Source organism: Devosia sp. LC5 (assembly GCF_000735585.1).
Lineage (GTDB): Bacteria > Pseudomonadota > Alphaproteobacteria > Rhizobiales > Devosiaceae > Devosia.
The window spans coordinates 185,814-211,101 of the sequence record NZ_JNNO01000012.1; the positions used below are offsets into that span (position 1 = coordinate 185,814).

24 protein-coding genes are annotated in these 25,288 nt (G+C 63.2%); 16 read left to right on the forward strand and 8 right to left on the reverse strand.

The features are described 5' to 3' along the window. Positions 1-6 precede the first annotated feature (6 nt). The 3 genes from murJ to FF80_RS08365 all read left to right on the forward strand — a co-directional run bounded on the left by murJ (position 7) and on the right by FF80_RS08365 (position 3,258). The gene (gene murJ, locus FF80_RS08355) at positions 7-1,572 is read left to right on the forward strand and encodes a murein biosynthesis integral membrane protein MurJ (protein ID WP_035099208.1); all 1,566 of its coding nucleotides are present in this window, start codon (positions 7-9) and stop codon (positions 1,570-1,572) included. Between the two features lie 172 nt (positions 1,573-1,744). Next, positions 1,745-2,776 (forward strand): tryptophan--tRNA ligase, encoded by a 1,032-nt coding sequence (trpS, locus tag FF80_RS08360; RefSeq protein WP_035099210.1) that lies wholly within the window; start codon positions 1,745-1,747, stop codon positions 2,774-2,776. 11 nt (positions 2,777-2,787) lie between these two features. Further along, complete coding sequence (locus tag FF80_RS08365) at positions 2,788-3,258, forward strand: universal stress protein (protein WP_035099213.1); 471 nt, start codon at positions 2,788-2,790, stop codon at positions 3,256-3,258. A 14-nt stretch (positions 3,259-3,272) separates the two neighbouring features. Here the strand turns inward: FF80_RS08365 and FF80_RS08370 are convergent, their stop codons facing one another. Next, positions 3,273-3,575, reverse strand: coding sequence for a DUF3817 domain-containing protein (locus FF80_RS08370; protein ID WP_244445733.1), 303 nt, complete (start codon positions 3,573-3,575; stop codon positions 3,273-3,275). A 138-nt stretch (positions 3,576-3,713) separates the two neighbouring features. On the opposite strand from FF80_RS08370, the gene FF80_RS08375 reads away from it, so the two are divergent. Further along, positions 3,714-4,280: a NifU family protein gene (locus tag FF80_RS08375; RefSeq protein WP_035099217.1), complete on the forward strand. Its 567-nt coding sequence runs from the start codon at positions 3,714-3,716 to the stop codon at positions 4,278-4,280. 103 nt (positions 4,281-4,383) lie between these two features. Here the strand turns inward: FF80_RS08375 and FF80_RS08380 are convergent, their stop codons facing one another. From FF80_RS08380 to miaB, 5 genes are all read right to left on the reverse strand, one after another. Then, a complete protein-coding gene (locus tag FF80_RS08380; protein ID WP_160172815.1) occupies positions 4,384-5,415 on the reverse strand; it encodes a hemolysin family protein in 1,032 nt (343 codons plus the stop codon). Positions 5,416-5,489: 74 nt separating this feature from the next. Further along, positions 5,490-5,963 carry an rRNA maturation RNase YbeY gene (ybeY, locus tag FF80_RS08385; RefSeq protein WP_035099221.1) on the reverse strand — a complete coding sequence of 158 codons (474 nt, stop codon included), beginning with the start codon at positions 5,961-5,963 and terminating at the stop codon, positions 5,490-5,492. Further along, on the reverse strand, positions 5,960-6,988 hold the full coding sequence (locus tag FF80_RS08390) for a PhoH family protein (protein WP_244445735.1): 1,029 nt from the start codon (positions 6,986-6,988) through the stop codon (positions 5,960-5,962). Before FF80_RS08390 ends, ybeY begins: the two co-directional genes overlap by 4 nt. 143 nt (positions 6,989-7,131) lie before the next feature. Next, the gene (gene fabA / locus FF80_RS08395) at positions 7,132-7,662 is read right to left on the reverse strand and encodes a bifunctional 3-hydroxydecanoyl-ACP dehydratase/trans-2-decenoyl-ACP isomerase (RefSeq protein ID WP_035099225.1); all 531 of its coding nucleotides are present in this window, start codon (positions 7,660-7,662) and stop codon (positions 7,132-7,134) included. A 75-nt stretch (positions 7,663-7,737) separates the two neighbouring features. After that, positions 7,738-9,135, reverse strand: a complete 1,398-nt coding sequence (gene miaB, locus FF80_RS08400) for a tRNA (N6-isopentenyl adenosine(37)-C2)-methylthiotransferase MiaB (RefSeq protein WP_035099227.1) — start codon at positions 9,133-9,135, stop codon at positions 7,738-7,740. A gap of 123 nt (positions 9,136-9,258) precedes the next feature. Between miaB and FF80_RS08405 the strand changes: the two genes are divergently transcribed. The 3 genes from FF80_RS08405 to FF80_RS08415 all read left to right on the forward strand — a co-directional run bounded on the left by FF80_RS08405 (position 9,259) and on the right by FF80_RS08415 (position 10,831). Further along, the gene (locus FF80_RS08405; RefSeq protein ID WP_035099228.1) at positions 9,259-9,462 is read left to right on the forward strand and encodes a hypothetical protein; all 204 of its coding nucleotides are present in this window, start codon (positions 9,259-9,261) and stop codon (positions 9,460-9,462) included. A 279-nt stretch (positions 9,463-9,741) separates the two neighbouring features. Next, complete coding sequence (locus FF80_RS08410) at positions 9,742-10,317, forward strand: HPF/RaiA family ribosome-associated protein (protein ID WP_035099230.1); 576 nt, start codon at positions 9,742-9,744, stop codon at positions 10,315-10,317. A gap of 46 nt (positions 10,318-10,363) precedes the next feature. Then, the gene (locus FF80_RS08415; RefSeq protein ID WP_035099231.1) at positions 10,364-10,831 is read left to right on the forward strand and encodes a PTS sugar transporter subunit IIA; all 468 of its coding nucleotides are present in this window, start codon (positions 10,364-10,366) and stop codon (positions 10,829-10,831) included. A 75-nt stretch (positions 10,832-10,906) separates the two neighbouring features. On the opposite strand, the gene FF80_RS08420 is transcribed toward FF80_RS08415, so the two are convergent. Then, positions 10,907-11,194 carry a DUF1150 family protein gene (locus tag FF80_RS08420; RefSeq protein ID WP_035099234.1) on the reverse strand — a complete coding sequence of 96 codons (288 nt, stop codon included), beginning with the start codon at positions 11,192-11,194 and terminating at the stop codon, positions 10,907-10,909. A gap of 15 nt (positions 11,195-11,209) precedes the next feature. Continuing rightward, on the reverse strand, positions 11,210-11,629 hold the full coding sequence (locus FF80_RS08425; protein WP_035099235.1) for an Hsp20 family protein: 420 nt from the start codon (positions 11,627-11,629) through the stop codon (positions 11,210-11,212). A 147-nt stretch (positions 11,630-11,776) separates the two neighbouring features. Between FF80_RS08425 and FF80_RS20925 the strand changes: the two genes are divergently transcribed. The 9 genes from FF80_RS20925 to addA all read left to right on the forward strand — a co-directional run bounded on the left by FF80_RS20925 (position 11,777) and on the right by addA (position 25,256). Next, entirely contained in the window at positions 11,777-12,637 is an 861-nt protein-coding gene (locus tag FF80_RS20925) for a glycosyltransferase family 2 protein (protein ID WP_052153316.1), read from the forward strand. A gap of 166 nt (positions 12,638-12,803) precedes the next feature. Beyond that, positions 12,804-13,004 carry a 50S ribosomal protein L35 gene (rpmI, locus tag FF80_RS08435; RefSeq protein ID WP_035099236.1) on the forward strand — a complete coding sequence of 67 codons (201 nt, stop codon included), beginning with the start codon at positions 12,804-12,806 and terminating at the stop codon, positions 13,002-13,004. Positions 13,005-13,027: 23 nt separating this feature from the next. Continuing rightward, positions 13,028-13,429 (forward strand): 50S ribosomal protein L20, encoded by a 402-nt coding sequence (gene rplT / locus FF80_RS08440; RefSeq protein ID WP_035099237.1) that lies wholly within the window; start codon positions 13,028-13,030, stop codon positions 13,427-13,429. Positions 13,430-13,657: 228 nt separating this feature from the next. Further along, positions 13,658-14,788 (forward strand): phenylalanine--tRNA ligase subunit alpha, encoded by a 1,131-nt coding sequence (pheS, locus tag FF80_RS08445; protein ID WP_035099238.1) that lies wholly within the window; start codon positions 13,658-13,660, stop codon positions 14,786-14,788. Then, a complete protein-coding gene (locus FF80_RS08450) occupies positions 14,789-15,421 on the forward strand; it encodes a 3'-5' exoribonuclease (protein ID WP_035099239.1) in 633 nt (210 codons plus the stop codon). It abuts the gene before it with no gap. A gap of 12 nt (positions 15,422-15,433) precedes the next feature. Further along, the gene (gene pheT, locus FF80_RS08455; RefSeq protein WP_035099240.1) at positions 15,434-17,857 is read left to right on the forward strand and encodes a phenylalanine--tRNA ligase subunit beta; all 2,424 of its coding nucleotides are present in this window, start codon (positions 15,434-15,436) and stop codon (positions 17,855-17,857) included. A 261-nt stretch (positions 17,858-18,118) separates the two neighbouring features. Next, on the forward strand, positions 18,119-18,811 hold the full coding sequence (locus FF80_RS08460) for a nucleotidyltransferase family protein (RefSeq protein ID WP_035099243.1): 693 nt from the start codon (positions 18,119-18,121) through the stop codon (positions 18,809-18,811). After that, complete coding sequence (gene addB, locus FF80_RS08465) at positions 18,808-21,816, forward strand: double-strand break repair protein AddB (RefSeq protein ID WP_081917331.1); 3,009 nt, start codon at positions 18,808-18,810, stop codon at positions 21,814-21,816. The genes FF80_RS08460 and addB overlap by 4 nt, the downstream gene beginning before the upstream one ends. After that, positions 21,813-25,256, forward strand: coding sequence for a double-strand break repair helicase AddA (gene addA / locus FF80_RS08470; RefSeq protein WP_035099246.1), 3,444 nt, complete (start codon positions 21,813-21,815; stop codon positions 25,254-25,256). Before addB ends, addA begins: the two co-directional genes overlap by 4 nt. The last annotated feature ends 32 nt before the right edge of the window (positions 25,257-25,288 follow it).

Genomic DNA, 25,288 nt, shown 5'->3' on the forward strand with positions numbered 1-25,288 from the left:
CCTCCCATGAGCCTCTATCGCAATTTCCTCTCCGTGGGCGGGCTGACCCTGGTCTCCCGCATTGCCGGCTTTATCCGCGATGCGCTGATGGCCGCCGTGCTTGGTATCGGCCCTGTCGCCGATGCCTTTTATGCTGCCTTCCGCTTCCCCAATCTGTTCCGGAGGCTGTTTGCCGAAGGCGCCTTCAACACCGCCTTCGTGCCGATGTTTTCCACCGCGCTCGAAACCCAGGGCGAAGAAGCCGCCAAGCTGCTGGCCAGCCGCATCATGAGCTGGCTGGTCGCGGCGATCCTCACCGTCACCATCCTGGCCGAAATCTTCATGGACCCCATCATGCGGGTCTTCGTGCCGGGCTTCGATGATCCGGAAAAATTCGCGCTGACGGTCTTTTTGGCGCGCGTCATGTTCCCCTACCTGGCCTGCATGTCGTTGATGGCCGCCTATGCGGGCATTCTCAACACGTTGGGCCGCTTTTTCGCTTCCGCCTTTGCCCCGATCATCCTCAATATCGTCAACATTGCCGCTCTGATCCCGCTGGCTATTCTAGCGCTGGAAGACAAGGCCGATATCGCCTTTTGGGTCGCCATCGCCACACTGGTCGGCGGGGTCGCGCAACTGGCTTTGGTCTATGGCGCGGTGCGTCGCGCCAATTTCGCGCCGCGCCTGGGCATTCCCTGGCCCAATGCCGAAGTGCGCCGCTTCTGGCTGCTCGCTATTCCAGCAATCCTGGCGGGCGGCATTACCCAGATCAATATTTTGGTGGGTACTGCAATCGCCTCAGGCGCCGAAGACGCCATCTCGGTTCTCGGTTATGCCGACCGCCTCTACCAGCTCCCCCTCGGCATTATCGGCATTGCCATCGGCACCGTGCTGCTGCCCGAGCTTAGCCGCCATCTCAGCGCCGGGCGCAATAAAGAGGCCAGCCAGAGCCAGGATCAGTCGCTATTGCTTTCCATGCTGCTGTCCATGCCCGCGGCGGCCGCTCTTGCCGCGCTTTCCGTCCCCATCGTGCGGGTCCTGTTCGAGCGCGGGGCGTTCGACGCCAGCGCCACCATTCCCGTCGCCGAGGCGCTGGTCGGCTATGCCTGGGGCCTGCCGGCCTTCGTCTTGATCCGCGTGTTGCAGCCAGGCTTTTTCTCGCGCAAGGACACCATCACGCCGACGATTTTTGCGGGCCTCTCCGTGCTCGCCAATATCGGCATTTCGCTCTGGCTGTTCCCCAGCCTGCAACATGTCGGCATTGCGCTCGCCACCACCATTTCGTCCTGGCTCAATGCGGTGCTGCTGGCGCTCTTCCTCGCCCGGCGCGGCTATTTCGCCCTGCCTGCGGCTTCGCTGCGCAAACATGTGCTGATCATCGCCAGCAGCCTGATCATGGCCGGGGTGCTGTATCTGCTCGCCCAGCGCGCCACCACCCTCTTCGCCCCCGGCGCGCCGTTCCTCACCCAGGCTGCGGCTTTGTTCGTCATCTGCGTGTTCGGCAGCGCGGTCTATTTCACCCTGGTCCACATTACCGGGGCGCAAAAGCTGGGCATGCTGGCCAATAGGTTGCGCCGCAAGCGCACCCAGTAGACCTCATCCTGAGCCTGTCGAAGGACGAGGTCGTGGCACTCAAGCCTTAGCGTACCCGGCCTCATGGTTCGACAAGCTCACCATCAGGTCTCCGAGAAGACGGTTTTCAATATCTGTTCTCGGATATAAGTGTTCCCCATATCCGCGTTATCGAACCTCCGGGCTCCCCTTCATGGCTTTCACCCCTCGCGTCTTTTCCGGCATCAAGCCTTCGGGCGACCTGCACTTAGGCAATTATCTCGGCGCCATCCGCCGCTTCGTGCCCCTGCAGGACACGCATGAGACCATCTATTGCGTGGTCGATATGCATGCCATCACCGTGTGGCAGGACCCCGTTGACCTCAAGCGCTGGACCTATGAGATCGCGGCCGCCTATATCGCGGCGGGGGTCGATCCGAAAAAGTCGATCATCTTCAACCAATCCCAGGTGATGGAACATGCCGAACTGAGCTGGATATTCAACTGCGTCGCCCGCATGGGCTGGATGGCACGGATGACCCAGTTCAAGGACAAGGCGGGTGAAAACAGCGAGAATGTCTCGCTGGGCCTGTTCGCCTATCCCTCGCTGATGGCCGCCGATATCCTGCTCTATAAATCCACCGGCGTGCCGGTGGGCGAAGATCAAAAGCAGCATCTCGAACTGACGCGCGATATCGCCAAGAAGTTCAATCACGACTTCAAAAAGCAAATCAAGGCGCTGGGCCATAAGGGCGATTTCTTCCCCATCACCGAAACCCTGGCCACCGGCCCCGCCATGCGGGTCAAGTCGCTCAAGGATGGCTCCAAGAAGATGAGCAAGTCCGATGCTTCGGACCTGTCGACCATCTATATGATGGACGATGCGGCCACGATCGCTAAAAAGATCAAGCGCGCCACCACCGACGCCGATGCCTTGCCCAGCGAAGCCGCCGGCCTTGCCGGGCGTCTTGAGGCGGAAAACCTGGTCGGCATTTATGCCGCCCTCTCCAACCGCAGCGTGGACGACGTGCTGGGCGAATTCGGCGGCCAGGGCTGGGGCGCGTTCAAGCCGGCTTTGGCCGATCTTGCTGTCGCCGTGCTCTCCCCCATTGCCGACGAAATGCAGCGGCTGGTCAGCGATCGCGGCGAAATGGACACGATCCTGCGCAGCGGCGCCGACCGCGCCCGCGCTATCGCCCAGCCTATCATGGCCGATATCCGTAATATCGTCGGCTTCATTCGATAACCGGAGGCGCAATGTACGAGACCGAGTACAAGCGAAAATTCCTCGTCGTCATTGACGAGACGCCCGAATGCGACCGCGCTCTGACCTTTGCCGCCTATCGCGTCAAGCGCACGGGTGGCGTCGTGGTGCTGATGAGCGTGGTGCAAAAGCCCGAATTCATCGGCCTGGGCGTCGAAGATGTGCTGCGCGCCGAAGCCGTCGAGGAGGCCGAGCGCAATCTGGACGCCCGTCTCGCCCGCATAAGGGATATCGGCGACGTCAAGGTCGAGTCGGTCATCCGCGAGGGCGAAGGTCCCGAGCAGATCGAGACCGTTATCGGGCAAGACCGCGAGATCGCCATCCTGGTGCTCGCTGCCTCGACCTCCACCGATGGCCCCGGCCCTCTGGTGATGCACTTCGCCGGTCGCGCCAACGCCCTGCCCATCCCGCTGACAGTGGTCCCCGGCCGCATGAGCGACGAGGAGATTATCGCGATCTGCTGAGGGCTGGTGCTGCCTCAGGCGATCCGCGACTCATCCAGCAACTGCTTGCGCTTCAGGAACGGGTCATTGAGAAATGTGCCGAACGGCACAAAGGCCGCGATGGTCGTGCGGGCCCATTCCCCGCGGGTAAAGCCCCTCCCCCATAGGCACGCGATCATCGCCATGACATAGGCAATGAACGCTACGCCATGGATCATGCCCACCGGTGGCACGAGGCCCGGCGTGGCGAACCAATATTTGAGCGGCATAGCGACAACAAACAGCGCCAGCGTGGTAATGCCTTCGACAAGGCCGATAAAGCGGAACAAGCGGATCATGGCCAAAGCCATATCGCCGGCCCACCCCGCTGTGAACGCGGCGCATGGTCGCGATGCGCGATTGGCCTTGCACTCCGCGTCTAAAAGACTATTTTAGAAGCGTTCTAAGTGTAGAACCTGCCCGTCCGAGGATCATTGATGTTCATCCAGACCGAAGCCACGCCCAATCCGGCAACCCTGAAATTCCTGCCCGGGCGCGATGTGCTGGTTGGCGAACCGCGCGATTTCCGCAATACCGAAGCCGCCGCGGCCTCCCCGCTGGCCACGGGCCTGTTCGCCATTTCCGGCGTCACCGGCGTGTTCCTCGGCTCCGATTTCATCTCGGTCACCAAGGACGACACCAATTGGGCCCATATCAAGCCGGCCATTCTTGGCGTCATCATGGACCATTTCCTGTCCGGCAAGCCTGTCATCGCTGAAGGCGCCGCTCCGGCGGCCGACTTCGACGAGGTCGAGGAATTCTTTGAATCCGAAGACAGCGAGACTGTTGAAGTGATCAAGGAACTGCTGGCCACCCGCGTGCGCCCGGCCGTCGCCATGGATGGCGGCGACATCATCTTCAAGGGCTTCAAGGAGGGCACCGTGTTCCTCCACATGCAGGGTGCATGTTCAGGTTGCCCCTCCTCCACCGCCACGCTCAAAAGCGGCATCGAAAACCTGCTCCGCCACTTCGTCCCCGGCGTCGAATCGGTTCAGCAGGTCTGATCGCAAAAGTTACGCAGCAAGCCAAAGGCCCAGGGAGAAATCCTTGGGCCTTTTGTTGTTTTGGCTACCCAAAGCCAAAAGCCCGGATCGCTCCGAGCTTTTCTTATTCCGCGGCAGCCTTGTCGGCTTCACTGCGCTGATCGGTAATCGCCAGTGGTTCGTCATTCCCCCCAACACGCTTGCGGCGGATGCGCAGGCGCTTGATGCGGCGGCTGTCGGCGGCCAGGATTTCGAAATCAAAACCCTCGAGCCGCGTCACGCGTTCGCCGCGCTTGGGGACGTGCCCGGCCAGGTCGAACACCAGCCCACCAATGGTTTCCACCTCTTCGCCGAATTCGCCCGGATCGAAATCCGGCCCGATCAGGCTGCGCACGTCGCTCAATTCGGCGCGCGCGTCGGCGATATAGGTATCGGCCCCCACCTTGCGGATCAGCGCGGCAGCCAGCTCGTCATGCTCGTCCTCGATCTCGCCGACCACCGCTTCAAGCAGGTCCTCGATGGTCACCAGCCCGTCCGTGCCGCCATACTCGTCCACCACGATCGCCATATGCACGCGGGAAGCGCGCATGGATTGCAGCAGGTCGCCCACCGGCATGAAGGTAGGCACGAACATGGCCGTGCGCATCAGGTCGAACTTGCCGATCTTCTGCTTGAGCACGGTGGAAATGAGCTTTACCGGCACATCCTTGCCCGGGTCGGTCACCGGCTCGGTGATCCTGCCCAGTGCGTCCTTGACGTGGATAAAGCCTAAAATATTGTCGAGCCCATCATCATAGATGGGCAGGCGCGAATGGCCGACTTCGCGGAACTTGGCCAATAGCGTACCCAGATTGACGTCGAACTCGATGGCCTGGATATCGCTGCGCTCCACCATCACGTCGGCAACCGACACATTGGAGAGCTTGAGTACGTTTTGCAGGATGGTCCGCTCGCTTTCGGAAAAGTCGGCGGTTTCGGCGCTCCCCTGCTCTTCGAGCGCGACCTGCAGGTCGTCGCGCAGGGAAACCGTGCGCAAGGCCAGCATGGCCTTGATGCGGTTCCAGATCGATGGCCTCCGTGCATGCACGGAGGCGGGACTAGAAGGAGGCTCGGGATTGGCGGGCGCGGTGTGGCCCAGACTGTCGCTATCGTTCATTGGCATGATGCCGCAAGAATTGCGGCTTTCTATCCTCAAATGGGAAACTGCGCCCCAATTATAGGGGCACCGCGCTAATCGGCATAGGGGTCGTCTATCCCCAATGCCGCCAGTATCTGGGTTTCAAGGCTCTCCATTTGAAGGGCCTCGGCGTCGGTAAGGTGATCATAGCCTAAAATATGCAGAAATCCATGCACCACGAGATGGGTGAAATGGTCGGGCAGGCTCTTGTCCAGTTCGAGCGCTTCCCGCTCCAGCGTTTCGCGCGCCAAAGTGATGTCACCCAGAATACCCACCACCGGCCCGAATGGCTCGATCTGGGGAAAGCTCAGCACATTGGTCGAGCTGTCCTTGCCCCGCCACTGCTGGTTGAGTTCATGCTGCTCTTCATCGTCGGTGAGCAGGATGGACAGCTCGGCCGCCCCCTTGATCTTGGGCTTGGCATGCTTGAGCGCCTCCAGCACGGCGCGTTCGGCCAGAGGATCGAAATCCTCCGGCCAGTTTTCATCATTGCGGATAATGGCAATGTCTATGGGTAGTGCAGTCAGCGCGTGCTTCCTTCGGCCTTTTCGGCCAGTTTCTTGGCCGTATCAGCCTCGTAGGCCCGCACGATGCGGCCCACCAGGGCGTGGCGCACCACGTCCTTATCGCCAAACCGGCTGACATGCACGCCCTCGACGCCATCGAGCAGATGCACCGCCTCGACCAGTCCCGATTTTTCCCCGCGCGGCAGATCGACCTGGGTCGGATCGCCGGTGACGATCATCTTGGAGTTCTCGCCCAGGCGGGTCAGGAACATCTTCATCTGCATTGACGTGGTGTTCTGCGCTTCGTCCAGGATCACCACGGCATTGGCCAAGGTTCGCCCACGCATGAAGGCCAAAGGCGCCACTTCGATAATGCCCGAGGTGATGCAGCGCTCGACATTTTCCGGCTTCATCATGTCGTAGAGCGCGTCATAGAGCGGGCGCAGGTAGGGATCGACCTTTTCCTTCATGTCACCGGGCAAAAAGCCCAGCCGCTCGCCCGCTTCGACGGCCGGCCGCGACAGGATGATGCGATTGATATCGCCACGTTCGAGGAGCGAAGCGGCATGCGCGACCGCAAGATAGGTCTTACCCGTACCGGCCGGACCCACGCCGAACACCAATTCACTGCGGTCCATGGCGCGCATATAGGCGTCCTGGGCCGGGGTGCGGGCGACGATGGTGGATTTGCGCGTGGCGATCTGGGCCATGCGCACCTTGCCCTTGCGTTCCAGCGTCGGCAGGGTGAGCTGGCTATCCTCGGTCTCGATCATGCGGATCACGGCGTCCACGTCGGCAATGTCGACGCTGCGGCCCTCCTCGAGGCTCGCATAAAGCGATTCCAGCACGCGCCGCGCCTGGTCAACCGTGCTGGCGGCGCCTTTAAGCAGAACGTGATTGCCGCGGGGAGTGGCCGAAACCTTGAGCCGCTGTTCGATCAGGGCCAGGTTCTGGTCGAAATCGCCATAGAGCTGTGCAGCCAGACGATTGTCTTCAAAAGCGAGTTCGAGTTGGGATGCGAGTGCGTTGTCGGCGGTCGGTGACAAGTGCCTGCTCAAACTGATGTGGCTCCCGAAAGGAACGCGGCGCGGGCTTGCACCGCGAATACAAGACCAAGGCTAGGCCGATTTGCGCGTGATGTCTGTAGCAATATTGTGACTGTCCCGCGCAAGGACAAGGGGGCGCCCGCTTAACTTGCCGGCCGGATCAGGCCCACTTTCATATCCTTGGCGGTATAGATGACCTTGCCATCCGCCACCACGCGGCCATCGCCCATGCCCAGCGTCAGCGCGCCGCGCTTGACCCGGTGCATATCGACTTCATAGCGCACCAGCTTGGTCTTGGGTGTGATGTCGCCCTTGAACTTGACCTCGCCGACGCCGATTGCGCGCCCCTTGCCGGGCGATCCGGACCAGCCCAGCCAATAGCCGACGATCTGCCACATGGCATCGAGCCCCAAGCATCCAGGCATCACCGGATCGCCGGCAAAATGGCAGTCGAAAAACCACAGTTCAGGCGAAATATCCAGTTCAGCCACGATGTGGCCTTTGCCGTGCTCGCCGCCATCCAGGCTGATTTCGGTAATCCGGTCCATCATCAACATGGGCGGCGATGGCAATTGTGCATTGCCCGGCCCGAAATAGCCGCCCCGGGCCGAGCTCAGCAGATCGGCCTTGGAATAGGACGGTTGCGGGGTATGAAAGTGAATTGGATCGGCCACTCAACTGCGCTCCTGGTTCAAAGCACTAGGAGTAATGCAAAGCTGTGGTGTTGCAAGCCGGCGTCCGGCAGGACTTCAAGCCACCTGTGCTTGCCTGAGCCGTCCCACCAGCGAATTTGTGCTGGTGCCGATAATCTCCACCTGATGGATCGCCCCGATCAAATCGGTCGATCCCTCCAGATGCACGGCCTGCAGATAGGGCGAGCGGCCACCGACCTGGCCCGGCATGCGGCCGGGCCGCTCGATCAGCACCGGCAGGGTCTTGCCGACGCATGAGGCATGGAAGGCAGTGGTCTGGCTATTGACCAGATCCTGCAGCCGCCACAGGCGTTCATTCTTGACCTCTTCAGCGATCTGATGCGTGAGGTTCGCGCCCGGCGTGCCGGGGCGAGTCGAATATTTGAACGAATAGGCCGAGGCATAGCCCACATCGGCAATGATCTTGAGCGTGTCCTCAAAATCCTTGTCAGTCTCGCCGGGGAAGCCGACGATGAAATCGCCCGACAGCGCCATATCCGGCCGCGCTGTCTTGATGGCCTCGATGACCTTCATATATTCAGCCGCCGTATGCCGCCGGTTCATCGCTTTCAGGATCGTGTCGGACCCCGACTGCACCGGCAGATGCAGATAGGGCATCAAAATATCGAGATCGCGATGCGCTGCGATCAGGGCGTCGTCCATGTCGCGCGGATGGCTGGTCGTATAGCGCAGCCGTTCCAGCCCCGAAATTTCGGCCAGCAGATAGCTGAGTTCGCCCAGGCCCACCGCCCGGCCCGCGCCGTCCACGCCATGATAGGCGTTGACGTTCTGGCCCAGAAGCGTGATTTCCTTGACGCCGGCTTCCACCAGCCCGCGCGCCTCGGCAATCACCTGGCTGACCGGCCGCGACACTTCGGCGCCCCGCGTATAGGGCACCACGCAGAAGCTGCAGAACTTGTCGCAGCCTTCCTGCACGGTCAAAAACGCGGTCAGCCCGCGCTTGATGGTCACTTCCTTCCTGGGTGCCGGCAAATGGTCGAACTTGTCTTCCTCGGGGAAGTCGGTGTCGATCACCGCCTGCTTCAGGCTCGGATGCATATGCCGCTGCGCCTCGGCACGGGCCAGCATGGAAGGGAGGCGATGATAGGCCTGCGGGCCAAACACCATGTCCACCACTGGCGCCCGGCGGGCGATTTCCTCGCCTTCGGCCTGCGCCACGCAACCGGCGACGCCGATCATCATGTCGCCACCCAAAGCGCGGCGCTCGCTCTGCAATTCCTTGAGCCGCCCCAGTTCGGAAAACACCTTTTCCGAAGCCTTCTCGCGGATATGGCAAGTGTTGAGCAGCACAAGATCGGCCTGCGCGATGTCGCCGGTCGGCTCATAGCCTTGCGGCGCCAGGGCGTCGGCCATCCTGTCGCTGTCATAGACATTCATCTGACAGCCATAGGTCTTGATGAAGAGCTTCTTGGTATTGGCGCGCATTTCGGTCATGGCCGCTCTTTACCAGAGGCGGCACCAAGACTCCAAGCCCGAGACTGCAGGTGCAAGACGCTTGCAACCCGGCGCCACCCGCATGGGTTGATACCGGAGAGGCAGAAAGATCAGGAGGTCGCCATGCTCAAGAAAACCAGCCGTGACAAGTCCAGGCCCGATGCCGCCGCCATGAAGGACGGCAAGAAACCCGGCCCCCAGGATTCCCCGGTGCAGGTGCGCAATGCCGGCAAGGAGGAGCAAGCCGATTCGCCCAAGGACTGGGATGACCAGGACGAAGCGGTCGACGAGAGCTTCCCCGCCAGCGATTCCAGCGCGAAATACTAGGCGCGCTGCCGCGTAGTCCCGCCCGTGCGGCAGCGATACCACCGCAAATCGCCACACCGCTTTAACGGCCCGCGAAGGCTATGGCCAAACTTGGGCGAAGTCATCTGCTTTAACGACCTCAAGCGGGGAGTTGCTCATTGCATGGGCAAGGCTCGCGGGGCTAGCATCACCGATGTTGCGTACCCATTTTGAGTACAGGCGAGACGTGATCCCGAAATCCGGGAACCGGCTTTCGGAGATCCTCGTGTCGATAACAACGACAAGAAGGAAGAGGAAGCCATGACCTTACGTATTTCGGGAAAGAACATGGATGTGGGCGATGCGCTGCGCGGCAAGGCGGCGGATCATTTTGCCACGGTCGTCGGGAAATATTTCGACGGCGGCTATGACGGCCACCTGACCCTTACCCCCGACGGCATCGGCTTCCGCGCGGATTGCGTGGTGCATCTGGATACCGGCGCAACCCTGCAGGCCAGCGCCCAGGGCGGGGACGCCACCAGTGCTTACGAAATCATGGCGCTCAACATCGAAAAGCGTCTGCGCCGCTATAACCGCAAGCTCAGATCCCATCGCAAGGGACCCAATGGGGTCTCTGATGCCGTGACCGCACAATATACCGTGTTCGGCGCCGGCGACGAGTTCGACGAACTGGACGAGGATTATGCGCCCCCGGTGATCGCCGAAACCACCAAGAACCTGCGCCAGATGAGCGTGGAAGAAGCCGTGATGGAGCTCGACCTGACGGGCGGCCAGGTGGTGATGTTCCGCCATGCTGGACATGGCGGGCTAAATGTGGTCTACCGCCGCTCCGACGGCAATATTGGGTGGATCGATCCCGCCCTCGGGACCAATTGAACGCGCCCGGCGCCACAATTGAGCCAACAATAGTCAAGGCAGACTTATGGAATTGTCCGATATCCTGGCGGAACGGGCAGTGCTTTCTTGCACCAGCCTGAAATCAAAACGCCAGTTGTTTGAACAGCTTGCCGAAAAGGCAGCCGAGATGACCGGGCGCCCGGTCGAAGACATCTGTTCCGCCATCACCAGCCGGGAAGAACTCGGCTCCACCGGCCTGGGTAATGGCATTGCCATTCCCCATGGCAAGATTGCGGGCCTTGATGGGGTCACCGCCGTGTTCGCGCGGCTGGACGATCCCATCGAGTTCGACGCGGTCGATGACCAGCCTGTGGATATTGTGATGATGCTGCTGGCCCCCGCCGGGGCCGGCGCCGACCATCTCAAGGCCCTCTCGCGGGTGGCGCGCCTGCTGCGCACCGAAAGCGTGGTGGACGATTTGCGGCGGACCGATGATCCGCACCGGCTCTACCAATTGCTGACCAGCCCGCTCGAAGGCAGCTACGCCGCCTGAAACGGTCATGGCGAACAGAAAAACCCCCGGATCGTCTCCGGGGGTTTTTGAGTCCTGGGACTCGTGCCAGGGGCATTAGTGCACAGTAGCGAGCCCCAGATTCTTGTCGCCCAGCCAATCGGCCACGGCGTCGGCAGTGTCGGTGACCAGAAGCGGGGTACCATTGGCCGACATGACCAGCTGATACAGCTCATCCTCGTCGAACTGGGCGTCCTGGATCATGGTTGAAAGGGTCTGCCCGCTGACCGGGCGCACATAGACGACGGCATCGCCGCCCAGCGCCATGAACTGGGCAGGGGTCAGGCCCCTGAGGGGGTGGACGGGCGCGTCCGTTGCGGGCGCATCATTGCGTTTTTCGTACATTTGTCGGCCCTTTCCTCATACTGAGCGAATGTCGATACGTCGGGCGATCTTTGGCGCTTGCGGGCGCTCAAGAGCAACAACGAGCATACCGTGCCCTAAAGTTGCATCTTTCACGATCATGCCATCAGCAAGAAGGAAGGAACGCTGGAACTGCCGTGCGGCGATACCGCGGTGCAGGTATTGTTTTCCAGCCTCATCCTTCTGCCTTCCGCGGACAATGATCTGATTGTCCTCGGCGACCACTTCGAGCTCATCGACCGAAAAACCGGCGACCGCGATGGAGACGAGAAACTGTTCGGTTCCCCTATCATCTTGAGTTCGCTCGATATTATAGGGCGGGTAGCCGTCGGCGGACTTGGCCAGCCGATCAACTCGTTCCTCAAAGGCATCAAAGCCGAGGAGAAATGGGGCGGAAAACACCGAAATACGCGACATCTACGCCGTCCTTGGTCACAAGCAACGTCTTGGCGAAGGACCCAAAGAGAGTGGCATCCAGCGCCTGAGGAAGATATGGGACAAGCTCCTGCCCGGTTCAAGTCCGGCATAATGCAGTCCTGTTCATGAACGGATGCTGACGCGCAAATGAATGAAACCGTCGCCGTGATCATGCCGGCCTATCGGGCAGAGCAGACTATCGCCGCAAGCGCCGCCAGCGTGCTGGCGCAGAGCTATCCGCATTTCCAATTGCTGATCGTCAGCGATGACGGGGTCGATTACGCCGAATTGCTGGGACGGCAGGGCCTCGCCGATAAACGCATATTACAGCTCTCGAGCGGGGTGGTGGGCAGCGGTGCCTCGGCGGCGCGCAACCTGGCGCTGGAGGCCAGCACGGCGCCCTATGCCGCGATTCTGGATGCCGATGACCGGTTCAAGCCGGAAAAACTGGCGTTGGCCGTGGCCGCGCTCGCCGATCAAGCCATTGTCAGCACCGCGCTCGACGTGATGACCGATCAGTTCGTGCATCTGCGCCATGTCGCCATGGGCCCCGACCGCCTGGTCAAAGCCGGCGCGCATAAATGGCTGAACCTGTCGATGGATTCGATGATCGTGTGGGACCGCCGGCGCACTGACGGGCGCTATGATACCACGCTCAGCAACATGACCGATCTCGAGCTATTACTGCAGCTCTATCGCACGGTGCCGCAATCCTGGCATCTGGGCACCCCGTTGCATGATTATATCAAACGGTCGAACTCGATGAGCAATGGCGCCAATGTCGCGGCGGGGATGATTGCCAGCAAGACGGCCATTCTGAGCCGGGTGGAGACGGGCTATTACGGGCTATCCGAGGCGGACGCAGAGGGTGTCGCCGCCTTTCTGCGCATCTCGCTGGAGGCGGAAAAACGCTATGGCGGCGCGCTGGCGGCCCGGCCCGGCCTGTTGTTCGAGGATCATCTGGAGCCGATGCTGGCGGCGGCAAAAGCGGGGCCTGCCGGCATTTAGCGCCTGCTATGGTATTTCCCGCCATGGATCGCGGTGCCTCTTGCCTTCCCCCCGCTTTCCCCCTATAGAGCCCACTTCTCCGGACCGCCCGGCCAACAGGCATGCCGTGGCGGTTCTTGAATGCGATGGGCCCAAATCCATCCAAATACTCTGAAGGACCCGCAAAATGCCCAAGATGAAGACGAAATCTGGCGCGAAAAAGCGTTTCAGTTTCACAGCGACCGGTCGCGTCAAGGCTGGTGTCGCAGGCAAGCGTCACCGTTTGATCAACCACAACGCAAAGTACATCCGCACCAACCGCGGCACCAAGATCCTGTCCAAGGGCGACGAGGGTCTGGTCAAGTGGTACATGCCGTACAACCGCTAAAACGCTGAAAAGGAAGCTGACACATGTCACGCGTTAAAAGAGGCGTTACCAACCACGCCCGTCACAAAAAAGTTTTGAAGGCTGCGGAGGGCTATTATGGCCGCCGCAAGTCCACGATCCGTATCGCCAAGCAGGCCGTCGAAAAGGCCGGCCAGTACGCCTATCGCGATCGTCGCGTCAAGAAGCGCAATTTCCGCGCCCTGTGGATCCAGCGGATCAACGCTGCCGTGCGCGATTATGGCCTGACCTATGGCCGATTTATCGACGGCCTCAGCAAGGCTGAGGTTGCCGTTGACCGCAAGGTGCTGAGCGATCTCGCGATCACCCAGCCCGAAGCGTTCGGCGTGCTGGTCGAAAAGGCCAAGGCAGCGCTCGCGTATCTCGAAGGCGTCGAAAAGACGACCCACGAGCGCGTCTCCGCCTAATACCTCGCTTACGCTGAGGCCCAAATTGACGCCTTGCGCTATCCCGAAAGGGCTGGCGCGAGGCGTTTTGTTTTGGTCTATAGCGGCCAAACACTGACGGGACCCATGAGACCTCATGGTGAGCCTGTCGAACCACGGGGTCGGGCACGCCGATCTCGCCACGACCTCGTCCTTCGACAGGCTCAGGATGAGGTCCACTGCATGACCCGGACGCCCTTGGAACCAACGATGTCGCTCGAAAATCAGATCGCCACCCTCCGCGCCGAACTTTCGGCCGCCATTGCCAATGCCGGCGACGATGCCGCGCTCGATAGCGTACGCGTTGCGGCCCTCGGCAAGAAGGGCAGCGTGTCAGCGCTCCTCGCTTCGCTGGGAAGCATGGCTCCGGAAGAGCGCAAAAGCGCGGGTCCGGCCATCAATGGCCTCAAGCAGGAGATCGCTGGGCTGATCGAAGCCAAGAGCGGTCAGCTTAAGGCGGCCGCCCTCGACGCCCGGCTCAAGGCCGAGACGGTCGATATCACCCTGCCTTTGCCCGCAGCGCCCACGGCGCGCGGCCGCATCCATCCGATCAGCCAGACCATTGACGAGATCACCGCGATCTTCTCCGACATGGGTTTCTCGATCGCCGAAGGGCCCGATATCGAGACAGATTATTTCAACTTCACCGCGCTCAATTTCCCCGAAGGCCATCCGGCCCGGGAAATGCACGATACCTTCTTCATGAAGCCGGGCGCCGACGGCGTCAAAAAAGTGCTGCGCACGCACACTTCACCCGTGCAGATGCGGGTGATGCAGAAGACCAATGAAAAGCCGGCCGCCAGCTATCTGACGCCACCGATGGATCCGCCGATCCGCGTGGTGATGCCCGGCCGCACCTATCGCAACGACAGTGACCAGACCCATACCCCCATGTTCCATCAGGTCGAGGGCCTGGTCATTGATAAGGAAAGCCATATCGGCCAGCTGCGCTGGGTGCTGGAGGAATTCCTCAAGGCCTATTTCGAAGTGCCCAATGTGACGCTGCGCTTCCGCCCGAGCTTCTTCCCCTTCACCGAACCCAGCATGGAAGTGGACGTGCAATGCGACCGGTCGGGCAATGAGGTCAAGATCGGCGAAGGCAGCGATTGGCTCGAAATCCTGGGCTGCGGCATGGTGCATCCCAATGTGATCCGCAATGCCGGGCTCGATCCCGATGTCTATCAGGGCTTTGCCTGGGGCATGGGGATCGACCGCATCGCCATGCTGAAATACGGCATGCCGGACCTGCGGGCGTTTTTCGATGCCGACCAGCGCTGGCTGGACCATTACGGCTTCCGCCCGCTCGACCTGCCGACGCTGTTCGGGGGGCTGAGCAGCTAAATGAGCGACACCCCGCTCGAGCCGATCTTCATCGTCACCGATATCGAAGCGGATGGGCCGACGCCGTTGCATTCATCCATGCTGAGCTTTGCCTCGGTGGCGATCGAGGCGGATGGCACCCCGCATGGCGAGTTCGAGGCACAGCTCACGCCGCGTCCCGATCGCAAACCGGACGAAACAACCATGGAATGGTGGGCGACCCAGCCGGAAGCCTGGGCGGCGACCACGGCCAATGCCGAGGACCCCGCCGTGGTGATGCCGCGCTTTGCCGATTGGGTGGAAAGCCTGCCCGGACCAAAAGTCTTCGTCGCCGCGCCGATGATTTTCGACGGGTTGTGGATGGACCATTATCTGGACGAATTCGCCGGCACGCGGGTGTTGGGCGGACCGTTCAAGAGCCGGCAGATATTCAAGGGCGGCGGGGTGTGTCTCTACACCATGGCCGGAACCTTGCGCGGCGTTCCCTATCTCGATTGGGGTATGAGCAAGCTGCCGGCCGAATTTTACGGCCATATCGCCCACACCCATAAAGCCATCGACGATGCGCGGGGCTTTGCCCATGTGCTGGTCGAATTGTTCAAGATTTCCCGTGCCCTGCCGCCGATCACCGGCAGCAAGTCCGACTTCCGCTAAGGTGCAGAACAGATGAAATTCACCCTCGATTGGCTCAAGGAGCATCTCGATACCACTGCCTCCGTGGACCAGATCGGCACGGCGCTGACCTCGGTCGGGCTGGAGCTCGAAGGCATTGAAAACCAGGGCAAGTCGCTTTCGGCCTTTGTCGTGGCCCATGTGGTATCGGCCGAGCAGCACCCCAATGCCGACCGCTTGCGGGTGTGCAAGGTGGATGCGGGCACCGGCGAATTGATCGATGTGGTCTGCGGCGCGCCTAATGCGCGCACGGGCCTCAAGACAGTGTTCGCCTTCCCCGGCACCTATATTCCGGGCAAGGACATGACCATCGGCAAGGGCAATATCCGCGGGGCCGACAGCAATGGCATGCTGTGCTCGGGGGAAGAGCTGGGCCTTTCCAACGACCATGACGGCATTATCGAGCTGCCCGCCGATGCGCCGGTTGGCGAAAAATATGTCGACTATGCCGGGATCAATGGCGTGGTGTTCGATATCGCCATCACGCCCAATCGCGGCGACGCCACCGGGGTTTACGGCGTAGCACGGGATTTGGCGGCATTCGGACTGGGGACGCTGAAAGCCACGGACATGTCGGTTGTGCCCTCCAAAGGCAAGAGCCCGATCGCCCCGCTGCCCCACGAGTTTGGGGCCGACGAGCCCAAGGCGATCCGCAAATTTGGCGGCCGCTATATCAAGGGCGTCAGGAACGGACCCTCGCCCGATTGGCTGCAGCAGCGCCTGCGCGCCGTGGGCCTGCGGCCGATCAATGCTATTGTCGACATTACCAATCTGGTGTCGCTGGGCTGGGGAAGGCCCCTGCATGCCTATGACGCCGACAAGATTGTTGGCGCGCCCGTACTGCGCAATGCCAAGCCAGGCGAGGCGTTCGATGCGCTGGACAACAAGATCTATGCGCTGGACGAGACCATGACGGTGATTGCCGACCACAATGGCCCGCTGTGCCTGGGCGGCATTATGGGCGGGGTTCGCTCGGGCGTGACCGACGGCACCACCAATGTCTTCATGGAATGCGCCAGCTGGGACCCCGAACTGATCGCCCGCACCGGCCGCAAGACCGGCATCGTTTCGGATGCCCGCTACCGGCTGGAGCGTTCGGTCGATCCGGCGCTGACCGAGCCGGGGCTGGAACTGGCGACGCGCCTCGTGCTCGAACTCTGCGGCGGCGAACCGATGGAACCGGCGATTTCGGGCGAGGATGTGTTCCCCGATACTGTCATAGAATTTCCGCTGCGCGAGGTCGGACGCCTGACCGGGCTCGACCTGGGGGCTTCCCGGATCGAAGCCATCCTGACATCGCTGGGCTTCGTTCTGTCGGGCGCTGGCGAGAGCCGGACCGTCAAGGTGCCGAGCTGGCGGCCGGATGTGACGCAGAAGGCGGACCTGGTCGAAGAAGTGATGCGCATGGTGGGCGTGGACCATGTGCCCGTCGAGCCGCTGCCCCGCCTTAATCACGTCGCCCAGCGCATGCTGACCAATATCCAGAACCGCCGCCGCATTGCGCGGCGGGCTTTGGCGGCACGGGGGCTGGACGAAGCGGTGACCTGGTCGTTCATTCCCCATGCCGAGGCCGTGCGCTTCGGTGGTGGGCAGGAAAGCCTGCAATTGGCCAATGCCATTGCTTCGGACATGACCGATATGCGGCCCTCGCTGCTGCCGGGTCTTTTGGCCGCGACGCGGCGCAATGCCAATCGCGGCACGGCGGATCTGGCGCTGTTCGAAGTGGGCCAAGTCTTCCTGAGCGACATGCCGGACGGACAGCACACCTATGCCACCGGCATTCGCACCGGCACCGCCAAGCTCGATGGCGCCGGGCGCCATTGGAGCGGCAAGGCCGAGCCTGTGGGCGTGTTCGACGCCAAGGCCGATCTGGGCGCGGTGCTGGACGCACTGGGCGTCGATATCGACAAGGTGCAGATCTTTGCCGAGCCGGCGCCCTGGAGCCATCCGGGCCGGGGCGGACGCATCGCGCTCAATCCCAAGGTGACCCTGGGCTGGTTTGGTGAATTGCACCCCGCCTGGGCGGCCGAACTCGATATCGAGGGGCCGGTTTCAGCGTTCGAACTTGATCTGGATGCGCTTCCCGAGCCGCGCAGGAAAGCCACCAGGACCAAGCCGGCGCTGACCCTGTCCGGGCTGATGCCGCTATCGCGCGATTTCGCCTTTGTGGTGGACCGGGGTGTCACGGCCGCAACGATTCTGAAGGCGGCCCGCGGGGCCGACAAGGGACTGATCCGCGATGTGAGCGTGTTCGACGTGTTCGAAGGCACCCATGTCGGTGAGGGCAAGAAGTCTGTGGCTATCGAGGTGACGTTGCAGCCCCTGGACAAGACGCTGACGGATGAGGAGATCGAAAAGGTCTCCGCGTCCGTGGTGGCGGCGGTGACCAAGGCGAGCGGCGGGGCGTTGAGGGCTTAGGTCGGTCTGGATCTCGCCACGTCCATCTGGAGCCACGATGTATGAACTCTATCGTCCCCTCGCCCCTCAGGGGAGAGGGACAGGGTGAGGGGTGCGATGCTGGGACAATAGCGGATGCGGAAGCATCGCACCCCGCACCCGCCGCGTTGCGGCGACCTCTCCCCTGAGGGGTGAGGTGATGTCCGGTGGTTGAGATGAGATAGAGCTAACTCACACCCAACGCGGCTGGACAAAGCCGGGGGGAACCATTCAAATCCGGCCATGAGTGAACCCCGATTCCCCGATGTGATGCTGCTGGCTGCGGGCCTGGGTACGCGGCTGCGGCCATTGACCGACAGCTTGCCCAAGCCGCTGGTGCCGGTGCTGGGCGTGCCGCTGATCGAGCGGATCATGGTCAACGCGCGGGCCGAGGGCGCCAGGCGCTTTGCCGCCAATGCCCATTACCGGGCCGATCAGCTGCTGGCCCATTTCGGCGGCCTGCTCAAGGTCAGCCGCGAGGATGATCTGCTGGGCACTGGGGGTGGGGTGAAGCGGGCGCTGCCCATGCTGCATTCGGACCCGATTTTCGTGATGAATACCGATGCCTTCTGGCCGGCGGGGCAGGACCAGCCGCTGGGGCGGATGGTCGGGCGCTTCGAAGGCGAAGACGAGGCGGTGGTGCTGCTCTGCGTGCATCCGCACCGGGCGACGGGGTTTGATCGCAGCCACGATTTTTGCCTCGACCCCATGGGACGGATCACCCGCGATTATGGCGCGCCAGTGATTTACGGCGGGGTGGCGCTGCTGGGCAAAAGCTGGTTCGCCGAGGCTGCCGACGGGGCGTTTTCGCTGCTCGATATTTTTGAAATAGCGCTGGAGCGCGAAAAGCTGTTCGGCGTCGCACTGGATGCCGATTGGTATCATGTGGGCGACCCCCAAGCTCTGGCCGAGACCGAACGGCTTCTGGCTCGATGAGCCTTTTTTCCATACCCCCGCACGAGCGGTTTCTCGCCACACTGGCCGCGCGGGTAATGGATGGCACGCTGCTGGGCGGGTGGGATCGCGCCAGTAATCCATTCTGGCTGAGCGATGTCACCATCGTCGTGCCGACGCGCCGGGCCAAGCAGGTTTTGGCCGATGAATTCGCCAGGCGCGGCACGGGCCTATTGCCCGACATTCGCACCTTTGGCGGCGAGGCGGCCGACGAAGAACCGTTCCTGCCGCCCTTCGATGTGGCGGCGCCCATGGCCAGTGCGCTGGAGCGGCGGCTGGTATTGTCGCAATTGGTGGCGGCCTGGGCGGAAACGCCGGCGGGGCGGCAGGCTTTTTCCAGCCCGCCAACGGCCGCCGAAATCCTCTCCATGGCCGAATCGTTGGGTGCGCTGATCGATGACCTGCTGACCGAGGAACGCAGCGCCGCCGATATCCGCGCCATCGTGCCCAAACTGGCGGGCGAGCTGGGCGCCTATTGGCAGCAGACGCTGACCTTTCTCGATATTGCGCTCAGCTATTGGCCGGAGCGGCTGGCGGCCAAGGGGTTCGAAGACGGCATGAAATTGCGCGGTCTGCGGCTCGACCGGCAGGCGGCGGCAGCGCCCCTGCTCTGGGGCGACCGGCCAGTGATTGCCGCGGGCTCGACCGGCTCGATTCCTGCTACCGCACGGCTGCTCAAGGCCATCCACCAATTGCCGCGCGGGGCGGTGGTCCTGCCGGGGCTCGATTGCAGCATGAGCGAAGCCGACCACGCGGCATTGCTCGATGCAGCCAACAATCCGCATGGCCATCCGCAATATGGCCTGGCGCGGCTGCTGCGGCTGCTGGGGGCGACGGCAGATTCGGTGACCGAACTGGGCCAGAGCGACAATCTGCGCACCATTCTGGTCAATCGCGCGCTGGCGCTGACCAAGGATACGGCACGCTGGCCCGAGCAACGCCTGACCCAGCTCGAAATCGGCACGGCCTGCGAGGGTCTTTCCATCATCGCCGCCCGCGATGAGGATGAGGAAGGGCGCGCCGTGGCGCTGGCGGCGCGGCAGGCACTGGCTGGCGGCAAGAGCGTCGGTATCGTCACGCCCGACCGCAATTTGGCCCGTCGCATCGCCGCCGAGCTCAAGCGCTTCGCCATCGAAGTGGATGATGCGGCGGGCGCGCCGCTGTTCCAGTCTCCGGCCGGCCGGCTGCTGCGGCAGATCCTGACCCTGGCCGCGGGCAATTGTGCGCCGGTGGATGTGATGGCCCTGCTGCGCCATCGCGCCGCCCGCTTCGGCATGGCCCGTCCCGATATTGCGCGGCTGGCCGATGATATCGAACTGGGCCTGTTGCGGGGGCAGCGGCCAAATCCGGGGCTGGCAGGGCTGCGCGCCCTGCTCGCGGCCAATGCTGGCGAGGTGACCACCCATGTGGCCAAGCGGCTGAACGCGCGGCAGGCCGAGGCGATCGAGGCGCTGTTCGGCCGTATCGAGACGGCACTGACGCCGCTGCTGGCCTTGCTGGGCGAACACCGGATCACGGCGAGCGCACTGGCTGCCGCGATCTGCCAGGCCTTTGACGCGGTGGCTGATGGCGCCGACATTCCCGGCCGTGCGGAACTGGCCGATTGGGCCAGCCAGATGGCGGCGCAGGCCAACGAGGGGCACAGCTTTCCGCCCACCGGGCTCGATAGCGTGCTGGCGGCGCTGATGGCGGGATTCCAGGTGCGCACGCGCGAGGAGCGGCGCAGCGATATCGCCATCTGGGGGCAGATCGAAGCCCGGCTGATGAACCCGGACCTGCTGATTCTCTGCGCGCTCAACGAGGATAAATGGCCTGAAGCGGCCGATCCCGGACCCTGGCTCAGCCGGGGCATGCGCCTGGCGGCGGGGCTGGAACCGCCCGAGCGGCGGCAGGGGCTGGCGGCGCATGACTTTGCCCAGGGCCTGGGCAATGAAAGTGTCATCATCGCCTTTTCAGGCCGCATCGGCACCAGCCCCGCTCTGCCCTCCCGGCTGGTGCAGCGGCTGGAAGCCTTTGCCGGCGAGGACAATGTGGCGGCCTGGCAAAAGCGTGGTGCGGTGTGGCTGGAACAGGCGCGGCGGCTCGATGCGGTGACCGAAACCCGCGCCGCCACGCGGCCGGCGCCCAATCCGCCGGTCGATACAAGGCCGCGCCAGCTCTCGGTCACCGAGATCGAGACGCTGATGCGCTCACCCTATGACATTTATGCCAAGCATGTGCTCAGGCTGCGGCCGCTCGACGCCTTGGGCGAAACGCCCGAGGCGCGCGAGCGCGGCACCATTATCCACGATATCCTCGCCCGCTTCGTCGAGGAGGGGCATGACGTGATGGCCGCCAATGCCGCCGCGCTGTTGCGGCAATTTGCGGTCGAGGCCTTTTCGGGGCTCGAAGGCATCGCCGAGCGGCGCGATATCTGGATCCGGCGCTTCGAGACGGCGGCGCGGCAATTCCTCGATTTCGAGCGTGCCCGCAATGCCGAGGTGCGGCGGCGCCATGCCGAGATCGCGGGGCTGTGGCCACTGCCCACCGGCTTTACCCTCAACGGCCGGGCCGACCGGGTTGATGAGATGGTCGATGGCAGCTTGCAAATCCTCGATTTCAAGACCGGCTCGCTCCCCACGCCGGGAGCGATGAAGGCCTTCGAGGCGCCGCAAATGCTGCTCGAGGCGCAGATGGCGCGCGCGGGTGCCATGGCGGGCGTGCCGCCGGCCGACACGTCGCGGCTGACCTATATCAAGATCGGGCTGGGCCCCGAGGCGTTCAGCCCCAAGGATTTTTCGCTGGGCGAGGGCCACACCATCATGAGTGCGGCCCAGGACATTGCCGAGCGCATGCAGCGCCATGTGGATTTTTTCCTGTTCAACCAGATGCCCATGCCGGCCCGCATCCTGCCGCTCAAGACGCAGCGTTTTGCTGGCGCCTATGATCATCTGGCGCGGGTGGATGAGTGGACCGCGGTGGACGAAGACGAGGAGGACGGATTTTGAGCGAGCGCGGCAAACCCGTCATTTCTCCGCAAACCCGCACCAATCAGGCAAAAGCGGCGGACCCGAACCTGTCCATCTGGGTGTCGGCCAATGCCGGCTCGGGCAAGACATTCGTGCTGACCCGGCGCGTGCTGCGGCTGCTGCTGGCGGGAGCCACCCCGCAATCCATCCTGTGCCTCACCTATACCAAGGCGGCGGCGGCCGAAATGCGCGGCCGGCTGGCCCGGGAACTGGCCCGCTGGGCCACCCTGCCCGAGCCCGAACTGGTGCGGGAGCTCAAGGAGATCGAAGCCAATGCCTATCGGCCCGCGCTGGTCGAGCGGGCGCGCACCCTGTTTGCCCAGGCGCTGGAGACGCCGGGCGGGCTCAAGATCGTCACCATCCACGCCTTTTGCGAATCGGTGCTGCATCGCTTTCCGCTCGAAGCGGGCGTGCCCTTCGATTTCAAGGTGATCGAGGACGAGGAACGCATCCAACTGCTGACGCAGACCCGCGAGGCCGTGCTGGCGCAGGGACTGCGCGGCGAGGGCGCGACGGCGGCGGTCGAGACGCTGTTCGGCCTGCTCAGCGATTTTGCGCTGAGTGACGCCATCGAATTGGCGCTGGGCGACGGGCGTAAGCTCAAGGCGGTGCTGGCCGACATCCCGCGCGCCAAGGCCAATCTGCGCCAGCTGGTGGGCCATGCCGGGGAGAGCTCGGCCAGCCTGCAGCGGCAATTGGTCGAGCAAAGCCTGCTGACGCCCGAGGGGATCAGGGAGATCGTGCGGCTGTTCGGCGGCGACCCCGGCGGCAATAACCGCTTTGTGGATCTGCTGGCGCGGCTGGACCCCGATGCCATCGATACCGGCACCTTGCGCACGGCTTTTCTCACCGACAAGGGCACGGCCCGCAAACTACTGACCGCCAAGCAGCAGGCCGACCGCCCCGATATCCTGACATTGCTCGAAGCCGAACAGGCTCGTGTCACGGCGCTGGTCGATGCGCTCAGCACGGCACTGCTGGTCGAGCGCAGCGAGGCGTTGCTCGACGTGGTGGCGCTGATTGCATCCCGCTATCAGGCGCATAAGCGGGCCCGCTCGCTGCTGGATTTCGACGATCTGGTCGAAAAGCTGGGTGACCTGCTGGAAAATCCCGACGCCGGGCCCTGGGTGCAATACAAGCTCGATACCGGCATCGATCACATCCTGGTCGACGAAAGCCAGGACACCAATCCCGAGCAATGGCGGGTGGTGCGAGCCATTGCCGACGAATTCTTCAGCGGCGCCGGCGACGTGACGCGGCTGCGCTCGCTGTTTGCGGTGGGCGACCAGAAACAGTCGATCTATTCGTTCCAGGGGGCGGAGCCGACCCTGTTCGGCGCCACCGGCGAGCTGTTCCGCCGCCGCGCCGCCGAGGTCGAGGTGCCCTTCCTGCCGCTGCGGCTGCATATGAGCTTTCGCACCCTGCCCGAAGTGTTGGCGGCGGTCGACAAGGTCAGCGACGACCCCAATATCCAGGACGCGCTGCTCGAAACCGAGAAGGTGCATCACGATACCAGCCGCCCCACCAAGGGCGGTAGCGTGTGCTTGTGGCCACCGCTGCAACAGGCGGCGTCCGCAGGAGACGCTGGCGAATGGCCGACCGAGCCGGCCGAGGGTGGCGAAAAAACCGCGCCGCGCCAGGTTGCCGAGCGCATTGCGCGGGAAATCAAGGGCTGGATCGACACCAAGCGGCCGCTCACCAATCGCGGCCGGCCGGTGCGGCCCAATGACGTGCTGATCCTGGTGCAATCGCGCGGGGCCGTGTTCCAGGAGGTGATCCGCGCACTGCGGCAGGCGGGACTACCCACGCCCGGCGCCGACCGGCTGGCCGTGTCCGACCATATCGCGGTGCTGGACCTGCTGGCGCTGTGTGACGTGCTGCTCAATCCGGCCGATAGCCTGCAATTGGCGGCGCTGCTGCGCTCGCCTTTGTTCGATATCGGGGAGGAAGAACTGTTTGCTCTGGCCCAGCCGCGCGAGAAAGGCCGTACGCTCTGGCAGGCACTGGAAACAGCGATCACGCCGGGCTGTGCCGAGGCCTATCGTGCCCTGTCGCGCTGGCGCGGCGAACTCGACTTTGAGCGGCCGTTCGAATTTCTGACTCAGGTGCTTTATGCCGAGGGCGGGTTGCGGCGCTTCCATGCCCGGCTGGGCGAGGAGGTGGACGAGGTCTTCGCCGAATTGCTGGAACTGGCGCTGGCCCATGAGCAGGGGTCGCAGCCATCGCTGCAGGGCTTTGTCGTCGCCATGCGGCAAAGCGCGGTCTCGATCAAGCGCGAATTGGCCGAGGCCGGTAATGGCGTGCGAGTGATGACGGTGCATGGCGCCAAGGGGCTGGAAGCGCCAATCGTCATTCTGGCCGATGCCGCCAGCAAGCCGCAGGGCAATCAGGTCAACCGGCCGGTCTACCTGTTGACCGAGGCGCCGGGCCCGCTGCTGGTGCATGCCTCGGGCAGCAAGAACCATGTGCCGGGCAGCCTGGGCGTCAAGAGCCAGGTCGAGGCCAATCTGGCCAAGGAATATTGGCGCCGGCTCTATGTCGCCATGACGCGGGCGGAAGACGAACTCTACGTCACCGGCGCGCTGACCCCCTCGGCCAAGCCCGAACGGCAGCTTGAGGGCACCTGGTATCAGGCGATCGAGCGAGCCTTGCGCGCCGACGCCGAAAGCGTGCTCGACGATGAGGGCCGCGAAACCGCGCTGATTTATCCGCGCGATCGGGTGGCGCCGCAACCGGTCAAGCGGCTGGCCGAACCGCTCGCCGCCGCGAGCCCGCCGCAGGCTTTCGTGCCGGTGCCGGCGCCCACCAGGGTGAAGGTGGTTCCTCCCTCGGCCGCCCGCAGCCATGTGGCGCCGAAAATGGCGCTCGATACTCTGGCCGAACAGCTGCGCGATGCCGAGACTGCCCGCAAGGAGGGCATTGCCCTGCATGCCCTGTTGCAGCATCTGGGCCGGGTGGAACCAGGCCTGTGGCCGGCCGTGGTGCCCAAGGCACTGGCAGCGCTGTGGCCCGAAGCACCCGACCAGCATGCCCGGATCGGGGCCAAGGCCATATCCATCCTGACGCGGCCCGAGCTGGCCCCCCTATTTGCCGCCAATAGCCGGGCGGAAGTGCCGTTTTCGGTGGCGGCGCAGCGCGATGGCACCCCGATCTGGCTGGCCGGACGGATCGACCGGCTGGTCATTGACGACTCAAGGCTATTGGTGGTCGACTACAAATCCGACATGTCGGTGCCCGGCGACCCGGGGGATGTGCCGGGGCCGTATTTGACGCAATTGGGCCTGTATGCGCTGGTTGCAGACCAGCTCTTCCCGGGCCATTCCGTCGAGGCGGCCATCCTGTGGACCGGATTGGAATCGTTGATGATTTTGCCGTCTGATCACCTTGGCGCAGCGACCGGGGGCTTCACCTTGCAGTGACGCACGCTTGCAGCAAGGCTGGACTCTCACCA